14 protein-coding genes and 1 riboswitch are annotated in these 19,220 nt (G+C 63.8%); of the genes, 5 read left to right on the top strand and 9 right to left on the bottom strand.

Annotated features, from left to right (window positions below):
- Window positions 1–49 precede the first annotated feature (49 nt).
- A complete protein-coding gene (locus tag ACVOL0_RS02510; RefSeq protein ID WP_481547755.1) occupies window positions 50–2,716 on the top strand; it encodes a M1 family metallopeptidase in 2,667 nt (888 codons plus the stop codon).
- A 279-nt stretch (window positions 2,717–2,995) separates the two neighbouring features.
- On the opposite strand, the gene gcvP is transcribed toward ACVOL0_RS02510, so the two are convergent.
- Window positions 2,996–5,860, bottom strand: coding sequence for an aminomethyl-transferring glycine dehydrogenase (gene gcvP, locus ACVOL0_RS02505; protein ID WP_481547754.1), 2,865 nt, complete (start codon window positions 5,858–5,860; stop codon window positions 2,996–2,998).
- A gap of 112 nt (window positions 5,861–5,972) precedes the next feature.
- Window positions 5,973–6,081: riboswitch (glycine riboswitch) on the bottom strand.
- A gap of 337 nt (window positions 6,082–6,418) precedes the next feature.
- On the opposite strand from gcvP, the gene ACVOL0_RS02500 reads away from it, so the two are divergent.
- Both ACVOL0_RS02500 and ACVOL0_RS02495 read left to right on the top strand, forming a co-directional pair.
- Window positions 6,419–7,639 (top strand): multidrug effflux MFS transporter, encoded by a 1,221-nt coding sequence (locus tag ACVOL0_RS02500; RefSeq protein WP_481547753.1) that lies wholly within the window; start codon window positions 6,419–6,421, stop codon window positions 7,637–7,639.
- A gap of 74 nt (window positions 7,640–7,713) precedes the next feature.
- On the top strand, window positions 7,714–8,130 hold the full coding sequence (locus ACVOL0_RS02495) for a hypothetical protein (protein ID WP_481547752.1): 417 nt from the start codon (window positions 7,714–7,716) through the stop codon (window positions 8,128–8,130).
- A 354-nt stretch (window positions 8,131–8,484) separates the two neighbouring features.
- Here ACVOL0_RS02495 and ACVOL0_RS02490 read toward each other — a convergent pair whose 3' ends face one another.
- From ACVOL0_RS02490 to ACVOL0_RS02465, 6 genes are all read right to left on the bottom strand, one after another.
- Window positions 8,485–8,898: a cysteine peptidase family C39 domain-containing protein gene (locus ACVOL0_RS02490; RefSeq protein WP_481547751.1), complete on the bottom strand. Its 414-nt coding sequence runs from the start codon at window positions 8,896–8,898 to the stop codon at window positions 8,485–8,487.
- Between the two features lie 108 nt (window positions 8,899–9,006).
- Complete coding sequence (locus ACVOL0_RS02485; protein WP_481547750.1) at window positions 9,007–11,010, bottom strand: M2 family metallopeptidase; 2,004 nt, start codon at window positions 11,008–11,010, stop codon at window positions 9,007–9,009.
- A 69-nt stretch (window positions 11,011–11,079) separates the two neighbouring features.
- Window positions 11,080–11,514 (bottom strand): EamA family transporter, encoded by a 435-nt coding sequence (locus ACVOL0_RS02480; protein WP_481547749.1) that lies wholly within the window; start codon window positions 11,512–11,514, stop codon window positions 11,080–11,082.
- A gap of 308 nt (window positions 11,515–11,822) precedes the next feature.
- The gene (locus ACVOL0_RS02475; RefSeq protein ID WP_481547748.1) at window positions 11,823–13,478 is read right to left on the bottom strand and encodes a phosphoethanolamine transferase; all 1,656 of its coding nucleotides are present in this window, start codon (window positions 13,476–13,478) and stop codon (window positions 11,823–11,825) included.
- The gene (locus ACVOL0_RS02470; RefSeq protein WP_481547747.1) at window positions 13,475–14,251 is read right to left on the bottom strand and encodes a phosphatase PAP2 family protein; all 777 of its coding nucleotides are present in this window, start codon (window positions 14,249–14,251) and stop codon (window positions 13,475–13,477) included. Before ACVOL0_RS02470 ends, ACVOL0_RS02475 begins: the two co-directional genes overlap by 4 nt.
- Before the next feature lie 219 nt (window positions 14,252–14,470).
- The gene (locus ACVOL0_RS02465; RefSeq protein WP_481547746.1) at window positions 14,471–16,201 is read right to left on the bottom strand and encodes an ArnT family glycosyltransferase; all 1,731 of its coding nucleotides are present in this window, start codon (window positions 16,199–16,201) and stop codon (window positions 14,471–14,473) included.
- Window positions 16,202–16,382: 181 nt separating this feature from the next.
- On the opposite strand from ACVOL0_RS02465, the gene ACVOL0_RS02460 reads away from it, so the two are divergent.
- On the top strand, window positions 16,383–17,075 hold the full coding sequence (locus ACVOL0_RS02460; protein WP_481547745.1) for a response regulator transcription factor: 693 nt from the start codon (window positions 16,383–16,385) through the stop codon (window positions 17,073–17,075).
- Window positions 17,072–18,352, top strand: a complete 1,281-nt coding sequence (locus ACVOL0_RS02455; protein ID WP_481547744.1) for a sensor histidine kinase — start codon at window positions 17,072–17,074, stop codon at window positions 18,350–18,352. The genes ACVOL0_RS02460 and ACVOL0_RS02455 overlap by 4 nt, the downstream gene beginning before the upstream one ends.
- A gap of 85 nt (window positions 18,353–18,437) precedes the next feature.
- Here the strand turns inward: ACVOL0_RS02455 and ACVOL0_RS02450 are convergent, their stop codons facing one another.
- Window positions 18,438–18,926, bottom strand: a complete 489-nt coding sequence (locus tag ACVOL0_RS02450) for a hypothetical protein (protein ID WP_481547743.1) — start codon at window positions 18,924–18,926, stop codon at window positions 18,438–18,440.
- A 40-nt stretch (window positions 18,927–18,966) separates the two neighbouring features.
- Window positions 18,967–19,218, bottom strand: a complete 252-nt coding sequence (gene minE, locus ACVOL0_RS02445) for a cell division topological specificity factor MinE (protein ID WP_282271139.1) — start codon at window positions 19,216–19,218, stop codon at window positions 18,967–18,969.
- Between the last annotated feature and the right edge of the window lie 2 nt (window positions 19,219–19,220).

Raw genomic sequence — 19,220 nt, 5'->3', positions numbered from 1 at the left:
ATTCGACGTTGGTGGGCGTCATGCCCATGCCCTTCCGTCAGGAGCTTCGATGCGCCGTTCCCTCGTTGTTGCGATAAGCCTTGCCCTTTCCAGTGTTGCCACCACGCCTGCTGTCTTTGCGGCTGAGCCAGTAGCCCGTGCTGCGGCCAGGGATGAAGCCACCACGCAGCTGCCGCGCACCGCGCGCCCGGATCACTACCGGGTAGACATCACCCCACACCCCGGGCAGATGCGCTTCGACGGCAAGGTCAGCATTGATCTTGAAGTGCTGCAGCCCACCAATAGCATCGTGTTGCAGGCCGCAGGGATGCGCTTCGGCAAGAGCCAGCTGCAGCCTGCCGGCGGCGGCAAGCCGATGGCAGCCACGGTCAGCACGGACGAGGCCAACCAGACCGCCAGCTTTGCCGTGGCTAGCCCGCTGCAGCCGGGCCGCTACACGTTGAGCATCGATTACAACGGCACCATCAACACCCAGGCCAATGGCTTGTTCGCGCTGGACTACCCGGTCGCCGATGGCAGCAAGAAGCGCGCGCTGTTCACCCAGTTCGAGAACTCCGATGCGCGGCGCTTCATTCCGTCCTGGGACGAGCCCGGCTTCAAGGCCACATTCGACTTGAGCGTGACCGTGCCGGAAGCCGAGATGGCGGTCAGCAACATGCCGGTGGCCAGCAGCAAGTCGCTGGGCAAGGGCTTGAAGCAGGTGGTGTTCCAGACCACGCCGAAGATGTCGACCTACCTGCTGTTCTTCTCCAGCGGTGAATTCGAGCGCGCCACCGTCAAGGAAGGCGACACCGAGATCGGTGTGATTGCCCAGACTGGCAAGGTCGAGCAGGCGCAGTTCGCGCTGGAAGGCAGCGCGGAAGTGTTGCGTGAATACAACGACTATTTCGGCGTGAAGTATCCGCTGCCGAAGCTCGACAACGTCGCTGCACCCGGCGGCAGCCAGTTCTTCAGTGCAATGGAGAACTGGGGTGCGATCTTCACCTTCGAATACGCCTTGCTGCTGGACCCGGCCGTGTCCAGCGTCTCGGACAAGAAGGCGGTGTTCTCGATTGCCGCGCATGAGATCGCGCACCAATGGTTCGGTAATCTGGTGACGATGGCGTGGTGGGATGACCTGTGGCTCAACGAAGGTTTCGCTTCGTGGATGGAAGCGCGCACCACCCGCAAGCTGCACCCGGAATGGGACGTCAACAACGTTGATGCCGCGCACACCAGCCGCGGCGCGATGGGACGCGATGCCTACGTCACCACCCATCCGATCGTGCAGCACGTGGCGACGGTGGAGCAGGCCAGCCAGGCCTTTGACGGCATCACTTATGGCAAGGGCTCGGCGGTGATCTCGATGTTCGAGGACTATGTGGGCGCGGATGCATGGCGTGATGGCGTGCGCCGCTACATCGCTGCCCATGCTTACGGCAATGCGGTCACCGATGACCTATGGGCCGAGATCGACAAGGCGGCACCGGGCAAGCGCTTCATGGAAGTGGCGCATGACTTCACCCTGCAGCCGGGCGTGCCCTTGATCCGCGCCAGCAGCAGCTGCGTGGCCGGCAACACCCAGGTGAAACTGAGCCAGGGCGAATACACGATTGATCGCAAGGACAAGCAGCCGCTGCATTGGCGCGTGCCGGTGAGTCTGCGCGTGGGCAATGGTGAGGTGGTGCACACCCTGGTCGACGGCGATACCAACGTGCAGCTGCCGGGCTGCACTGGTCCGCTGCTGGTCAATGCGGGGCAGAGGGGCTATTACCGCACCTTGTATGCGCCGGCACAGTTCAAGGCGCTGAGCACAAGCTTCGACAAGTTGCCGGTGGTCGACCAGCTGGGCGTGATGATGGACACCAGTGCATTGGCTGCAGCGGGCTTGCAGCCCGATGCCGACCTGTTGGACCTGGTGGCCAAGATCAGCGCCGATGCGCCGACCGATCTGTGGGACATGGCTGCTGGTACCTTGAGTGGTATCGACGGGATGTTCGATGGTGATGCCACACGTCAGGCTGCGTTCCGCAGCTATGCGCGTTCGCGTCTGTCGCCGGTGCTGCAGGCGCTGGGTTGGGACGGAAAGGATGGCGATTCGGCGCAGACCAAGGAGCTGCGTAGCGGGCTTATCGGCACCTTGGCGGCCTTGGACGATGCGCAGGTGATCGCCGAAGCGCAGCGTCGCTTTGATGCCTTCCTGGCCAAGCCGGATTCGCTGTCGCCGGATCTGCGCAGCAGCGTACTGGGCGTGGTGGCGCGCAATGCCGATACGGCGACCTGGGACAAACTGCACGCGCTGGCCAAGCAGGAAACCTCGGCGATGGTGCGTGACCAGTATTACGGCCTGCTGGCTGTGGCCAAGGACAAGGGGTTGGCGCAGCGTGCATTGGACATGGCGCTGACCGACGAGCCGGGCGCGACCAACAGTGCGGGCATGATTGGTGGCGTATCGCGCGAGCATGCGGATCTGGCGTTTGACTTCGCTGTTGCCCATCGCGAGAAGGTGGACACCTTGATCGACAGCACCTCGCGTGCGCGTTACTACCCGGGCCTGGGTCGCAGTGCCGACAACCTGCAGATGGTGGACAAGATCAAGGCATTCGCCGAAGCGCATATCGCACCGACCTCGCGACGTGATGCGGAGACGGTGATTGCCGGTATCCAGACCAAGCTGCGGTTGCGTGCGGAGCGCAAGCCGCAGGTGGATGCGTGGTTGAAGCAGAAAGGGTATTGAAGCGCTGCGGCTGTTTGCTCAAAGCCCCTCTCCCCTTGCGGGAGAGGGGTTGGGGAGAGGGGGGCTTCTAGCTAAGCAAAGTCAAAATCCCCCTCATCCGCCCTTCGGGCACCTTCTCCCGTAAACGGGAGAAGGGAGAGCTGACGCCAAAGCCAAAGCCTTGCACACCTGTTGTTCGCACCGCTCCAGAAAGCCCCGGCGCTCCAGGTCCCCAATCGACAAAAAAACAGCCGGCTTTCGCCGGCTGTTTTCGTTCCGCATCAGGCAATCAAACCCCGATCACGCCTCGACATCTTCCTTGTACGCATCTACCGGAATACAGGCGCACATGATGTTCTTGTCGCCGTAGACGTTGTCCACGCGGGCAACCGGCGGCCAGTACTTCTGCAGCTTCAGCGACGGCAGCGGGAACGCTGCCAGCTCACGCGGGTAGGCATGCGTCCACTCGCTGGCCGACACTGCACCGGCAGTGTGCGGGGCGTGCTTGAGCGGGTTGTCCTCGCGGTCCAGCTTGCCATCTTCGATGGCCTGGATTTCCTCGCGGATCTGGATCATCGCGTCGATGAAACGGTCCAGCTCGTGCTGCGATTCGCTTTCGGTCGGCTCGACCATCAGCGTGCCGGCAACCGGGAAGCTCAGGGTCGGGGCGTGGAAGCCGAAGTCGATCAGGCGCTTGGCCACGTCCTCGGCGCCGATGCCGGAGGTCTTCTCCAGCGGACGCACGTCGAGGATGCATTCGTGTGCCACCAGGCCGTTGCGGCCGGTGTACAGCGTGGCGTAGTGCGGGGCCAGGCGCTTGGCGATGTAGTTGGCATTGAGCAATGCAACCTGGGTTGCCTTGCGCAGGCCGGCGGTGCCCATCAGGGTGATATACATCCAGCTGATCGGCAGGATCGAGGCGCTGCCGAAGCTGGCGGCGCTGACCATGCCGACCGGGCCGTTATCGCCGAGCTTGCCCGGCAGGAACGGGGCCAGGTGCGACTTCACCGCACACGGGCCAACGCCCGGGCCGCCGCCGCCATGCGGGATGCAGAAGGTCTTGTGCAGGTTCAGGTGCGACACGTCCGAGCCCCACTTGCCAGGCTTGGCCACGCCGACCAGGGCGTTCATGTTGGCACCGTCGGTGTACACCTGGCCGCCGTGCTTGTGGATGATCTCGCAGATCTCGACCACTTCTTCCTCGAACACGCCATGCGTGGACGGGTAGGTCATCATGATCGCGGCCAGGCGGTCGCTGTACTTCTCGGCGTTGCGGCGGATGTCCTCGACATCGACGTTGCCGTTGCTGTCGGTCTTGGTCACCACCACGGTCATGCCGCACATCTGTGCCGAGGCCGGGTTGGTGCCGTGCGCCGAGTCCGGGATCAGGCAGATGTCGCGATGGCCTTCGTTGCGCGAGCGGTGGTAGGCGCGGATCGCCAGCAGGCCGGCGTATTCGCCCTGCGCGCCGGAGTTCGGCTGCAGGCTGACGGCGTCATAGCCGGTGCACTCGACCAGCATCGCCTCCAGGCCGTCGATCAGTTCCTTGTAGCCCTGCGCCTGATCGGCCGGTGCCAGCGGATGGATGTTGGCGAATTCCGGCCAGGTCACCGGGATCATCTCGGCGGTGGCGTTGAGCTTCATGGTGCAGCTGCCCAGCGGGATCATGGTGCGATCCATCGCCAGGTCCTTGTCGGCCAGCGAACGCAGGTAGCGCAGCATTTCATGCTCGCTGTGGTGCGTGTTGAACACCGGGTGGGCGAGGAAGTCGCTGGTACGCAGCAAGCTCTTCGGCAGTGCGTCGGCGGTGCTGGCATCGAGTGCGTCCACGTCGACGCTGGCGCCGAACAGCTGGCCCAGTGCGATGACGTCGGCGCGGGTGGCGGTTTCGTCCAGGCTGATGCCGACCGAGCCGGTATCGATGATGCGCAGGTTGATACCCGCGGCTTCGGACTTGGCCTTCAGCGCGGCTGAATCAACGCCGGTGATATGCAGGGTGTCGAAGAAGTCGTTGCCGACCGCAACGCCCTTGCCACGCAGCGCGGCGGCGAGGATGGCAGTCAGGCGATGGGTGCGGCGGGCAATGCGCTGCAGGCCTTCCGGGCCGTGGTAGACGGCGTACATCGAGGCCATCACCGCCAGCAGCACCTGTGCGGTACAGATGTTGGAAGTGGCCTTCTCGCGGCGGATGTGCTGCTCGCGGGTCTGCAGGGTCAGGCGGTAAGCGGCCTTGCCTTCGGCATCGACCGAGACGCCGATCAGGCGGCCCGGCATCGAGCGCTTGTAGGCATCGCGGCAGGCCATGAAGGCGGCATGCGGGCCGCCAAAACCGAACGGCACGCCGAAACGCTGGCTGTTGCCGATAGCGATGTCCGCGCCCCATTCGCCGGGAGCGGCGATCAGGGTCAGTGCCAGCAGGTCGGTGGCGACGGCGACCAGGCCCTGGCGGGCGTGCACGGCCTCGACCAGCGCCTTGTAGTCGCCGATGTTGCCCAGGCTGTCCGGGTACTGCAGCAGCACGCCGAAGGTGTCGGCGGTCAGTGCTTCGGCCGGCTTGCCGATAAGCAGTTCGATGCCCATCGGCTCGGCGCGGGTGCGCAGCAGTTCCAGCGTCTGCGGGTGCACGCTGTCCTGCACGAAGAAGACCTTGGACTTGGACTTGGCCGAACGCTTGGCCAGGGTCATTGCTTCAGCCGCGGCGGTGGCTTCGTCCAGCAGCGAGGCGTTGGCGATCTCCATGCCGGTCAGGTCGGCGACCATGGTCTGGAAGTTGATCAGCGCTTCCATGCGGCCCTGCGAGATCTCTGCCTGATACGGCGTGTACGCCGTGTACCACGCCGGGTTCTCGAGGATGTTGCGCAGGATCACGTTCGGCGTATGGGTGCCGTAATAGCCCTGGCCGATGAAGCTGCGCAGGACTTTGTTCTTGTCAGCGATGGCGCGGATCTTGGCCAGCGCGTCGACTTCGGTCAGCGACTCGGGCAGCGCCAGCGGCGCCGGCGACTTGATCGAACCCGGCACGATGGCATCGGTGAGCGATTCCAGCGAATCATGACCAACGGTGCGCAGCATCTGCGCGATTTCAGCGTCGTTGGGGCCGATGTGGCGGTCAACAAACGCGGAGTGGTGTTCGAGTTCGCGCAGCGAAAAAGTGTTCTGGGTCATGGCTGACGTCCGGAGAAGGCATGCAGGGCAGGGGCGGTGAGCCAGGCTCGCCTTGCCGCCGTCCGGTTGCCGCGCACGCGCGGCAGCTCAGCCGGCAAGCCAAAGGCTTACCTCGCGCCCCTCTGTCCTTTTGCCTGAGAGTTTGGAAGCGACGCGACGAGGATCGTGCGCTTCGTGCACCTTCGGCGCCGGATTGAACCGGTCTCTCCAGAGTTTTGCTACGGGTGGTATCGGGCCTGAGCGATTACGGGCGTTTGCGCCTTCGGCAGCGGGGTGAACCGCTTCTCCCACCTTGTTCGTACAGCTGGCCGATTATAGCTCGGTAAAGCCTCGGGGCAGACCCGCGCAACGGCTTGGATTACCATCTACGTCCCGGTTTCAACCCAGCGTCTTGCAGGCGTACGGCCGGGCATACCGGAACCGCTGGCTGAAGCGGGTAAATGTCCGGACAAATTACTGCATCATGGCCGTCCAGCGCCATCGCGCCCGGCCCTGTTCATCTGGTCTCCCACCCCGCACCGGCGTTCGCGCTGGTGCCGTTGCTGGTTATTGAAAGCCATGGAAGCAAGCAAGCAGGTTTCGCTGCGTCGTATCGCCATTCTGGTCGCCGGGTTGTCGATGTTCGGTCCGTTCGCGATCGATGCGGTATTCCCCGCGTTCCCGCAAATGGGTGCCGATCTGGGCGCCGACAAGCTGGCGATGCAGCAGGTGATCAGTGTCTACCTGTTGGCCTATGCATTGATGAGCCTGGTGCATGGCGCGCTGTCCGATGCGCTGGGCCGCAAGGTGGTGATCATCGGTGGCTTGGTGGTGTTCATCGGCGCATCGGTCGGCTGTGCACTGTCCACCGACATGGGAACCTTACTGCTGTTCCGTTTCCTGCAAGGCCTGTCGGCCGGCGTCGGTTACATCATCGGCCGCGCGGTGATCCGCGACCTGTACGACGGTGACGACGCGCAGCGGCTGATGAGCCAGGTCTCGATGATCTTCTCCATCGCTCCGGCCATCGCCCCGATCATCGGCGGCTGGTTGCTGGGCTGGACGCATTGGCAGGGCATCTTCTGGTTCCTGGTAGGGTTCTCGGCGCTGTTGCTGCTGATCACCTGCATCTGGCTGCCGGAAACCCACCCGCCGCATGCGCGGCTGAGCCTGCATCCAAAACGTCTGCTGCAGGACTACATCAGCATCGGCATCAATCCGCGCTTCCTGCGCCTGGCCCTGGCCGGCTCGCTGGGCTTCGGTGGCTTGTTCCTGTACATCGCCTCGGCGCCTGCCTTCGTGCTTGACCTGCTGCACATGAACGAGCGCCAGTTCGCCTGGTTGTTCATCCCGACCATCGGCGGCATGGCCTTGGGCGCCTATGCCTCCGGCCGTGCGGCTGGGCGCGTGGATGGCGCGCGGGCGGTGCGGATCGGCTACTGCTTCATGGCGGTGGCGGCCATCTACAACATCAGCTACAACGCCTTCGCCACCGAAATGACCGTGCCGTGGGCGGTGCTGCCGTTCACCCTGACTTCGTTTGGCGTGGCGCTGATCTTCCCGATCCTGACCCTGGCCATCCTCGATATGTACCCGCGTCAGCGCGGTACCGCCTCGTCGATGCAGGCATTCAGCACGCTGGTGACCAACGCCATCATCGCCGGCGTGCTCTCGCCGATGCTCAGCCGCAGTGGCCTGACTCTGGCTATTGGCGCGGCCCTGTTCGGCCTGGGTAGCTGGGCGATGTGGAAATGGGAGCGCATGAGCCAGCGGGCCCAGCGTGACGAAACTACGTCCTGACACGAATTCACCCCCGCATCGGGGACAATAGCTGCGCCGCCATCACCGGCGGCCGTTCAAAGAGTGAACAACTGATGTCGATCCAATCCAAAGGCCGCCGCGAGGCGAAGAAGAAGTTGGCCGAGCGCGAGCGCAACCAGGCCGAAGCCAATCCGCCGGTAAAGGCCAAGGTGGAGCCGCATGCCGAACTGCGCGACCAGCACCGGGCATTGCTGGCCGGCATCGTCCGCCGTGATGGCGAGTGGGTGCTGGGCATGGACGGCAAGATCGCCGGTGAGACCACCAGCGCCGCCCGTGTGCTGGCGTTGATCATGCAGGCTGCCGAATGGCATGAGAACAACGACACGCCGGTGCGGTTGATGTATTCCGATGCGCTCAAGGACGCCGCGCATGCGGAAGCAGCGGAGCAGGGCATCGACTTCGACACCTATAAGCGCAATCTGGCCGGTGAGTTGGGAGCGGTGGGCAAGGCGGCTGCAGGTACGCATTGAGCCTGCGTACAAACTTGAAACCCACAAGGGCGCCGTTGGCGCCCTTGTCGTCTGCAAGCTCTGAGTTTGCGCTACTGCCCTTTGTGGGAGTGGCGTAAGCCGCGAAGCACGTATGGCGTCTGTCGCATTGCATCTTGTTTCTCGGCAAAGCTTCCGCCGAGCGTGGCTTGGGGGGGGGCATCTTGATATTTCCGCCCGCGTAGCAGCCTTGGGCTGGAGCGTGTCACCCGGAGGAACGGTGGTCGCTGTGGACGAGGTGGCGCTGCATCTGCCGGTGGTTTTCAGGGCGGAGCAGGGGGATGAGCGTTACTCATGTGATTTCCCCTGCATCGAGCAGGTGCCTTTTTGTATTTGTCAGGAGCGAGTTGGAATGAGAAAAACTTCCGGCTTGCTACCTCTTGGGTAGTCATCCCTGTAGCTCGCCTTCATGTCCTTCGTAAGATTGTGCCAGGGGTCCATCCAGCCCTTTGGCGTCTTGAGGATGTAGTGTCCGTCCTTGCCGTATCTTTTGCCGCCAGCTACGAAAGCAATTGTACCGTTCGGGATTTTCTTGGGGTTCCAGTCCGCTACTACTTTGATATTGGCAGATGCAAGAATCTTGACGAGGTCACGAAGCTCAAGGCCACTTGGTCGTGCGTTGATTTTCTTGCCTTTGATTGCTTCGGCTATGGCCAAGGATTCTTGATACGTTTTTCCAAGCAGGGAGGCAATGCATGCAACTCCGCAGCCCCACGTGTCTTCCTGTTTTACGAGAGAATATTTCGCCATTTTTCCCAAAAATTTCCCGATTATTGAGCTTTCCTCTCCTTTAGAGAGGAAGCAAATAATAGATGGGTGCCTACAACGGCACCCATCTTTTGATCAGCACAACAAGGCTTACTTTGCAGCTACCGGCTGTGTCGCCGGGGCCGGAGCCGCTGCCTGCCAACCACACATCTGGCCTTCGTTCTGCTGCTTCAGCCATTCCTGCAGCGGTGCGAAGTATTCCAGCATCGGGCCGGCGTCGAGCTTCTCGGTGCCGGTCAGTTCCTTCAGCGTGGCCTGCCACGGCTGGCTGGAGCCCTTGCTCAGCATTGCCCAGAACTTCTGCCCGGCTTCCTTGTTGCCATAGAAGCTGCACTCGTTGAGCGGGCCGGTGTAGCCGGATGCGTCGCACAGGCCCTTGTAGAACTGGTACTGCAGGATGCGCGCCAGGAAGTAACGCAGGTACGGGGTGTTGCCCGGTACGTGGTACTTGGCGCCGGCGTCGAAGAACTCTTCGCCGCGAGCGCTGGCCGGGGCCACGCCCTGGTACTGCGCCTTCAGTTCCCACCACTTCTGGTTGTACTGGTCCGGCTTGATCGAGCCGTCGAACACGCCCCAGCGCCAGCGGTCGATCATCAGGCCGAACGGCAGGAACGACACGCCCGACATCGCCATGCGCATCTGCGCATTGATGGTGGCTTCGCGGCTTTCCTGCTGTGCGCCGACCAGGCCGATCGAGTTGAGGTACTTCGGCGTCATTGCCAGCACGATGGTGTCGCCGATGGCTTCGTGGAAGCCGTCGTTGGCACCGCCCTGGAACAACGGCGGCAACGGGTTGTAGGCCAGGTCGTAATAGATGTGGCCCAGCTCGTGGTAGATGGTGGTGAAGTTTTCTTCGTTCGGGGTGATGCACATCTTGGTGCGCACGTCCGGACCGACATCCTTGCCATCGCCGCCCATGTTCATGTCCCAGGCGCTGGCGTGGCAGACCACGTTGCGGTCCAGCGGCTTGATGAACTGGGTGTTCTGCCAGTAGCTCTCCGGCAGCTTGGGCATGCCCAGCGAGACGTAGAAGTCCTGCGCGCGCTCGGTCATCTGCCGGGCGGTGACCAGCTCGGCCTCACGCTGTGCCTTGAAGCGGCTTGCCGGGTCGGCACCACCGGCCTTGGCGAGGGCGGCACTGAGGTTGGTCTGGTACTGCTTTTCCAGAGCGGCGGTGATGTCCAGGCTGCCCGCGTTCGGGTACGGCGCGGTCATGTCCCACAGGTTGCTCCAGTCCTGCTGCCACATGTTGCCGGTCAGGTGCGCGGCAATCATGCCGCCGCCCACTTCGGCCTTGTCCTTGCCGTATTCCTTGTCCAGCTTGGCGCGGGTATAGCAATGCACCTGCTCGTACAGCGGCTTGACCTGCTCCCACAGACGGTCGGTTTCCGGGCCAACCTGGTCGGCCGGCATGTCGTAGCCGCTGCGCCACATCTGGCCGGCATCGGTATAGCCCAGTTCGCGGGCGCCTTCGTTGACCAGTTCGACGAAGCGCTGGTAGTTGGCGCGCGACGGCACGGCGGTGGACTGCCAGCCCTGCCAGGCATCGAGCTGCTTGTCGTAGTCGCGCGAGGTGGCCAGCACCTTCTCAAGGTCGCCGAGCTGGCGGCAGTTCTTGTTGTCGCCTTCGCCGACGCAGTAGGTGCCGGCGCCGTAGTCGCCTTCCAGCTTGGTGGCGATGCCGGCCAGTTCGGCCAGCTTCTGCGGGTCGCGCGGGGCGGGCATGGAGGTCATCAGCTTGAGCAGGCTGATGGCGCGCTTGGTGTCGGCGCTCATCGGCTGGCCGTCGTACTTGTTGGCCTGCTCGATCCAGCCATTGAGCACGGTCAGCCAGCGCTCGTTGGCCTTGGCGGCCACGCGTGCAGAATCGTCATTGATGTAGGTGGACGACAGCCACTGGGCCGAGGTCATTTCCGGGTACATGGCCTTGTATTCGGCATTGACGCGGGCGATGAACTGGTCGGCGCTTTCGGCCGGTGCGGCCTGGGTGGTGGCCGGCTTGGCGGCGTCGGTGGCGGCATCCTTTTTACAGGCAGCCAGCGAGAGCACGGCCACGCCAACGGCGGCGGCCAGGACCAAATGACGATTCTTCACAGCAAACCCCGGTTTGTAAGTACCGGCGAAGGCTAGTGGGGCAGCGGCCGGGCCGCAAGTGGGGAAAGCTCAGCGCTTGAACGCCATCAGCAGAACGCCGCCGCCGATCATCGCCACGCCCAGCCATTCGCGCCAGGCCAGGCGCTCGTGCAGGAAAGCCACGGCGAAGATGGCGACCAGCACCACGCTGAGCTTGTCGACCGGGGCTACCTGCGAGGCTGGGCCGTGTTGCAAAGCGCGGAAATAGCACATCCATGAGGCGCCGGTAGCCAGGGCGGACAGCGCCAACCAGCCGACCGTCGTGCCGGGCAGCTGCAGTGGGTTGCTCCATTTGCCGGTGGCGGCGACGAACATGGCCAGCACCACGCTGATGATGACGGTGCGCAGCAGCATCGCCATGTCCGAGTCGATGTTCTGCAGGCCGAGCTTGGCGAAGATCGCGGTCAGTGCCGCGAATGCGGCGGAGAGTAGTGCCCAGGGAAGCCATTGCGGGAAGGTGGCCATGAAAGCTCCTCGTTGCAGGCAACACGCTATTCGTGGGAGCGGCTTATGTGTAGGAGCGGCGGAAGCCGCGAAGCCGATGGATCATCACAGCAACGTAAAGCAAGCAACTGCAACAGCTCCCCCCATCCGCCCTTCGGGCACCTTCCCCCGCAAGCGGGAGAAGGGACGGTAGAGCCAAAGCCAAAGCCAAGCCAAACGCCAAAGCCCAACGCCACTCGCGTTAAAGCTTCCGCAACCCACCGTGTTTCGAACTACTGATCCGCATCGCCGCTATCCGGAGCCTGCCCACAACCAGTCGCGTCAATCCGTCAGCCCGCACAACCCGCGAACACATCCCGAGACCGGTCATACACCGAAGTCTGCACCTGCATCAGGCCAAGCACCGAGGGGAACAGGTTGTCCTGGTCGGTGCGCTGCGCGGAGCGGCGGCGTACGCAGCTCATGTCCAGGCCGCGGTCCGCCGCAAATCCGGGAGAGAACCACATCACCATTGGCACCCTGGTCTGCTCTTCGGGAGCAATCGCATACGGAACGCCGTGCAGATACAGGCCCTTCTCGCCCAGCGATTCACCGTGATCGGACAGGTAGATCATCGCTGTGTCGTAGTCTTCCATTCCGCGCAGGGAAGCGATGGTGCGGGTGAGGAAATGATCGGTATAGCGGATCGCATTGTCGTAGCTGTTGACGATGTCATCGCGGCTGCACTTGCCCAGGTCCGCTGTGTCGCAGGTGGGGGCGAACTGGCGGAACTGGGCCGGATAGCGTTGGAAGTAGCTCGGGCCGTGATTGCCGAGCTGGTGCAGCACAACCACACGGTCGCCTGGCTTGGTGCGTACCTGGGCGGCGAGGTTTTCCAGAAGAATCTCATCCATGCAGCGGCCGTCGGCGCACAGGCCCGGCGTGGTCGCATCATCCAGGCGCTGGATCTCCAGGCCGTCGCAAACACCCTTGCAGCCGGACTGGTTATCGCGCCACAGGGTGGCAATGCCAGCATGTTCGAGCACGTGCAACAGCGATTGGTGGCCACGGATTTTCTTTTCGTCGTAGTCGTGACGACCAAACGGCGAGAACATGCACGGCAGCGATACCTCGGTGCTGGTGCCGCAGGAATGCATGTCCGGGAAATTGATCACGCCGGTCTGCGCCAGCTCCGGGGTGGTCTGGCGGGCATAGCCATTCAAGCCCCAGTTCTGCGCACGCACGGTTTCGCCGACCACCAGCACCAGCAGACGCGGCTTGCTGCCGGCGGCACGCGGCATGGCTTTGGCATCGGTACCCAGGGGCAGCTTGGGCTGCTTCTTCATGGGACTGGAGCTGGCGAAGTTCTGCTTCAGCGCGATCAGGTAGTTGGCTGGCGTGGCCAGGTATCGCACCTCACGGTGATTACGCATCAACGCGGATACGTTCTGGAACGACAGCATCGTGCCGGCACCACCGGCCACGATGACCCCAACCAGGAAGGCAACACGCCACAGCAGGGCGCGCCCCCAGCTGCGCTTGCGCAGGCGCACGCGCCACAGCAGCAAGGTCGGCAACAGGCCGTAGCCGATCAGCGGCAGCAGCAGCGCCGGCGTCATCAGCTCGCGGGATTCCTTGTGGTCGGTAGCCAGCACATTGCGCAGCATGTCCGCGTCCAGATAGACGTTGTAGCTGTTCATGTAGTGGGTGGCGAAGGCGGTGGTGATGAACAGCAGTGTCAGCACCACCTTGGCATTCCAGCGCCAGATCAGCAGGCCGAACAGGATTGCATGCACGCTTACCAACAATGCAAACAGCGACACCGCGAACAGGATGCTGCTCGGGTTGGTGGCAATGGCGCTGCGCCAGAACAGGTTGTTGCAGACCAGCGCGAAGAACACGCTGGCCAGCAGGATCAGCGCTTCAGTGCTGATCTCAGGGCGCCAGTCGCGCAGGCGCGACCAATAGATATGCAGTCCTGCCGGGCGGGGGGCGGCGACGCTCATGCTTTTTCTCCGAGGTTGCCAATAGCGGCGCGCGACACAGCGTTGGCCGATGCAGCAGGATTGAACATCCACAGGTACAGGGTCGTGGCGACCAGCCAGCTGATCCCCAGGGCCCACAGGTCATGCGAGGCAAAGTGGGCGCCACGCAGTTGCTGGGCCAGGCCGAACACCATGCCGACCAGCAGCGAGATGCTCAGTGCAGACCAACGCCATTGCGGCCGTACCTGCAACATGAAGAAGAACAATGCGACCCAGGCGTAGCCAGAACCGGCGTGACCGGCCGGGAAGCAGGCGGCATGTCCCAGGGCGATCGGACGCTGCTCGAACAGGCCGACGAAAGGACGCAGGCCGCCGTAGCGCTCCAGGTCCCAGGGGCAGTCCATATGGGTCCAGGATTTCAGCAGGGCGATGATGCTGGTGGACAGCGCCACCGACGCCAGCAGGTAAGCCAGTGGCCGACGTAGGGGACGCCAGCGCATGTCCATGCAGCTGCGGATCAGCGCAAGGATCACCAGCAGGGCGACAAACCAGGTCAGATTGCGGCCGCCCTTGTGGATGAGGTGGCTGGTCCACCACGCGTCCTTGAATGCCCATTGGTTGCCTTGCAGGCGGTACAGCTGATCGGCCAGCCATTGATCACCGTTGCCGGCCATCAACAGCAGGCTGCCGACGGCAACAATCAATAGCGGGATCAGCAGGGTGCGCCCGGCGAAGCTCAATCGGCTGCGTTGGGCGACCGGGATCAGCGTGGCGGAAGTGGGTTGCTGCGGCATGGAGCTGGGGCACCGTCAATCTGGATGCCGCCATGCTCTGTCGGCGTGTGTCGGAGACAGGTCGGAACGATGTCGTGAATTTGTCAGTGCTTCAGATTGGCTGCCGGTAGGGGCACGGCAGCCAAACGTAAGAGAGGCTGTGCCGGACCCGGCACAGCCTCTCTCACAAGGTGTGTTTCAACCGCTCAAGGTTGACGGACGCGTTGCACGCTGCAGGGGTCAATCGCCATCGCTTTCCAGGGCGCCTTCGCCGCCGACCACCACGCCGTGGGTCTTGGCCACGCAATCGGCCTGCAGGGCGGTGCCGGGCAGCAACTGCCAGTTGTTGCGGTTGGCGCTGCCGATATCGATGACCTGGCTCTTGTCCGCGCAGGGCGTCATCGCCTTGTCCAGTACGAACAGCCAGCGTCGCTGCGGGGCCTCGCTCACCCAGCGCGCCGCGTCCTCCCATTGTTCGGCGAGCGGGCGTTTGAAGCCGAAATCGGTCGCCTGAGGATGGGTCTGCAGCAGGTTCTGCTCACGCCAGGCAACCATGCCCAGTTCCGCGTCCGGGCCAATGCGCTCGCGCACCTTGTCCATCACCAGCGAGGCGGAGCTGTACGGATCAAGTGCGGGCATCGCTCCCAGCCCATACATCGACCATAGCAGTACCGTGGTCAATACCACCGCCAGCCCGGCGCGGCGCAAGCGCAGCACCAGTGCCAGCAGCAGCGCGGCAGCGCCAAAACCGATCAGCCACCAGCCGATCTGCGGCAGCACCCATGGGTCGATGGCGCGCTTGACCGCGCTGCGTTGGGCCCAGCCATCGCCGTGCACCGCGCCATAGCCGACCACCAGCGTCGCCACGGCCAATAGCAGCACATACAGCAGCAGCAGCCAGCGGACACCGGTACGCCGCAGCAGGCCCGGCAACAACGGTGCGGCAGCTATGGCCAGCGCCGGCAGCATCGGCAGGATGTAGACCTCGCGTTTGCCCGGGCTGGCGCTGAAGAACAGCAAGACCAGCAGGGCCCAGCCCAGCAGCAGGATGTAGCGTGGATCGGCGCGGCGGCAGCGGCGCCACCAGGCCGGTAGCAGCCAGGGCACCAGCAGGCTGCCTGGCAGCCACAGGGTTGCCATCACCTGCAGGTAGTACCAGAACGGCTGATGGTGGTGCCAGGCATTGGCGTAGCGGGTGCCGGTCTGCTTGAACAGCAACTCCTTGGCATAGGACTGCAGGTGCGGATCGGGGTTCTGCAACAGCGCGATGGCCAGCGGGCCCAGCCAGATCGCGGTGCCGGCCAGAAAGGCAGGCAATAACAGCCACCAGCCCCAGCTGCGGCCCGGCCCGGCGGCCTGCGGGTGACGCCAGCGCCAGGCCATCCACGGCAGCAGCATCAGCAGTGGCAGGAAGCCCACGCCCTTGGTCACCGTGCCGGCACCTGCCGCAAAGGCGGCCAGGGCCAGCGCCCACCAGTTCGGGCCAAGCAGCAGGTGCCGCACCAGTCCCCACAGGGCCAGCGTGGTCATGCCGACCAGCACCATGTCGATCTGCGCGCGCTTGGCCATCAGCCCGAACTGGATGCAGACGAACAGGCCGACTACCGCATAGCGGGCGATCTGCCGGTTCCACAGCCGCCGGCTCATGTCCCAGGTCAGCCACAGCGTGAGCAGGGCCGACAGCAGGGAAGGAATCAGGAACGAGAGGTTCCAATCGCCGATGATCTTGTAGGTGGCTGCCTGGATCCACATGAAGGTGGCCGGCTTTTCCGCATACAACTCGCTGCCGCGGTGCGGCAGCAGCCATTGCCCGGTCTCCACCATGTGCCGCGCGGCCAGCACGAAGCGCGGCTCGTCAGGTGGGGCAGGGGAGCGCATGCCAAGCCCGGCCAGCAGGCTGATGATGACCAGCGCGATGAGGATGGCAAACCATGGTTTCGTGCTGGAGGAAGATGGTGGATTTGGGCGCACAGGCGGCTCGGTTTCAAAGGCTGGCAGGATGATGACGCAGGCAACGTTGGAAACGCGTCGAAACCACCCTGCCGCGAACACTGCGTTGCGGGTTTGGGAGGCATTCCGACGACAATCCGACGGCAGCGGCGCTAGGATACGTCGGTAATGCCTCGGCCCGGGGCAGCAAGGTCATGCCCGCATGCGGCTGCTGGTCATCGAAGACAATCGCAATCTGATCGCCAACCTGTTCGATTATTTCGAAGCGCGTGGGCACACCCTGGACGTCGCCCCGGATGGCATCACCGGCCTGCACCTGGCCGGCACCCAGAGCTACGACGCGATCCTGCTGGACTGGATGCTGCCGCGCATGGAGGGGCCGGAGGTACTGCGCAAGCTGCGCGAGGAGTTCCGCTCCGAGGTGCCGGTGATCATGCTCACCGCCCGCGACGAGCTGCCGGACAAGATCGCCGGCTTCCGCGCCGGTGCCGATGATTACCTGACCAAGCCGTTTGCACTGCCGGAGCTGGAGGTGCGGCTTGAGGCGGTGCTGGCACGCACGCGTGGCCGCAATCCGCGCAAGTTGCTGGAAGTGCACGACCTGAGTCTTGATATGGGCACGTTCGAGGCGCGCCGCGGCGGCCAGGTGCTGCATCTCTACCCGGCCTGCCGCAAGTTGCTGGAAGTTTTGATGCGCGCCAGCCCGGCCGCAGTCACCCGCAATCAGCTCGAGTACGCCTTATGGGGTGATGAGCCACCGGATGGCGACATGCTGCGCTCGCATATCTACGAATTGCGCCGCGCGGTGGATGGGCCGTTTGAACAGAAGCTGCTGCAGACCTTGCCGCGGGTGGGTTATCGCCTGTCCGCACCGGCAAGGGAAAACGGGCAATGAAACGCCGCACCCTGCGTCGCAAGTTGTTGGGTTGGTTGTTGGTCTACGTGGCGCTGATAACGCTGGCCGTGTTCAGTGCTGCCAACTATGTGCACGAACATGCCGAGCACGCGGTGTGGCGTTCGCTGTTGAACACCGAGCTGGACAGCATCATCGGCCAGATGCGGGTGGACCCTGCCTACCATTGGCAGGACTCGGATACGCTGCATTTCTACGTGCGCAGCGAGCCCGGCGGGATTCCCGAGGAGCTTGCGCAACTGCATCCTGGCCTGCATGACGGCGCATTGCTCAATGGCAAGCAGGCGGCCGTGATGGTGCGCGATACCACTGATCTCGGCCGGGTGGTGCTGGCCCTGGATATCTCCGACTTCGGTGAGTTGGAGCACTTCGTTACCCGCTGGGCGCTGCTGGCCGGCATCGGTCTGTTGTTGGTGACCTTGCTGATGGCCTGGGTGGGCATGAACCGGTTGGTGCGCCCGTTGTCGGTGCTGGCGCAGGATATTGCCGAACTGCGGCCGGAGCGTCGCCGCCAGCAGGTGCGGGTGGACAGGCGTGGTAGTGCCGAACTGGAAGTGATTGCCGGTGCCTTGAACGACTACCTACAGCGCAACGAGCATTTCGTCGAGCGCGAACGGGCCTTCATCAGTACCGCCAGCCATGAGTTGCGCACCCCAATTGCCGTTATCAGCGGTGCTGCTGAACTTGCGCTGGAGCAGCCGGGCTTGCCCGAGCGTGCGCGCCAGCAATTGCAGCGGGTGCGCAGCACTGCTGCGGGCGTGGAGCAGCTGATCCAGCTGTTGCTGGTGCTGGCGCGTGACCCGGCCAAGCTGGCTGCGATGAGTGAACTGATGGCGCTGGATGAGCTGCTGCCGGAGATCGCCGAGGATCATCGCCATCTTGCCAAAGGCAAGGAGCTGGAGCTTGTGCTGGTGGAGCTTGCGCCATGCCAGATACTGGCGCCGATGGCGGTGGTGCAGGCGGCGGTTGGCAATCTGCTGCGCAATGCCATCGAGAACAGTGATCGCGGCGTGGTGCGGGTCGGTGTCTCGGCCGATGCCGTGCTGACCATTGAAGACCCCGGCCATGGGATGAGCCCGGAAGAGGTCGCGCAGGTCTATGCGCGCATGAGCAAGGGGGAGCGCAACCTGGGCGCAGGCATCGGCCTGGACCTGATCGCGCGGCTATGCGATCACCTCGGTTGGCAGTTGGAGATTCATTCGCAGCGTGATCGCGGCACCCGCGTGACCCTGGATATGAGTAGTTCAAGGCCGCGGTAGGAGCGCTTTACCCGTAGAGCGCCGCCATGCTGCGCTGGGGCTTTACCGGGAAGGTTTCTGCCGAGCATGGCGCGGCACTACAGGCTCACGCTGGCAGCAGCTCGCGCTCTATAAGCCAGCGCTTTGCATCGTCGGCGTCCTGCTCAAACCAGGCTTGGGTCGAACCCAGCCGGTAGGTGTAGCCCCAGCTGTCCATGTCGGCCATCAGCCGCGCGCTGCCTACGCCCGGCAATTGCCCGGCCAGCACGATCTGCAGGTAGCAGGTGGCGTCTTCCTCGGGTACCGAGTCGGTGGCGTCGGTGTGCACCTGCGCACGTCGCTCGGGCGGCAGCACGATCAGGTGGCAGGACTCGTGCAGCATCGAATGCACCGGCGTGTCGTCGCGCACATAGACATCACAGGCGATGATGCCGGCCTCGGGTTCGCCCCAGTAGCTGCCGGGAATCTTCTCACCGGCGGCTACATGATTCAGGCGCAGGCCATGGCGCGCGAGCAGATGCGCAGCGTCGGTCCACTGGATATCGCCAACGCACAGGACCGGCTGGGTTGGTTCGTTGGCAGGGCGTTCGTTCACGGGCACTTGAGTCCCGGCGGCCGTGGCCGCCGGGCTGATATCACTTGTCGTCGGGCAGGGCCACGGAAATGTCGAGCACGTCGTTGGCGCCATCCTTGACCAGGTCCACCTTGACGGCGTCGGCGTCGATGTTGACGTACTTCTTGATCACTTCCAGCAGCTCACGTTGCAGCAGCGGCAGGTAGTCCGGGCCGCCGCGGGTGCTGCGTTCCTGCGCGATGATGATCTGCAGGCGGTTCTTCGCCGTTTCGGCGGTGGTCTTCTTCTGTCTCAGGAAGTCGAGCAGTCCCATGC

The organism is Stenotrophomonas sp. STEN021, from assembly GCF_056760175.1.
The sequence above is the reverse complement of the archived record's forward strand: the minus strand, read 5'-3'. Positions and strand labels throughout refer to the sequence as shown.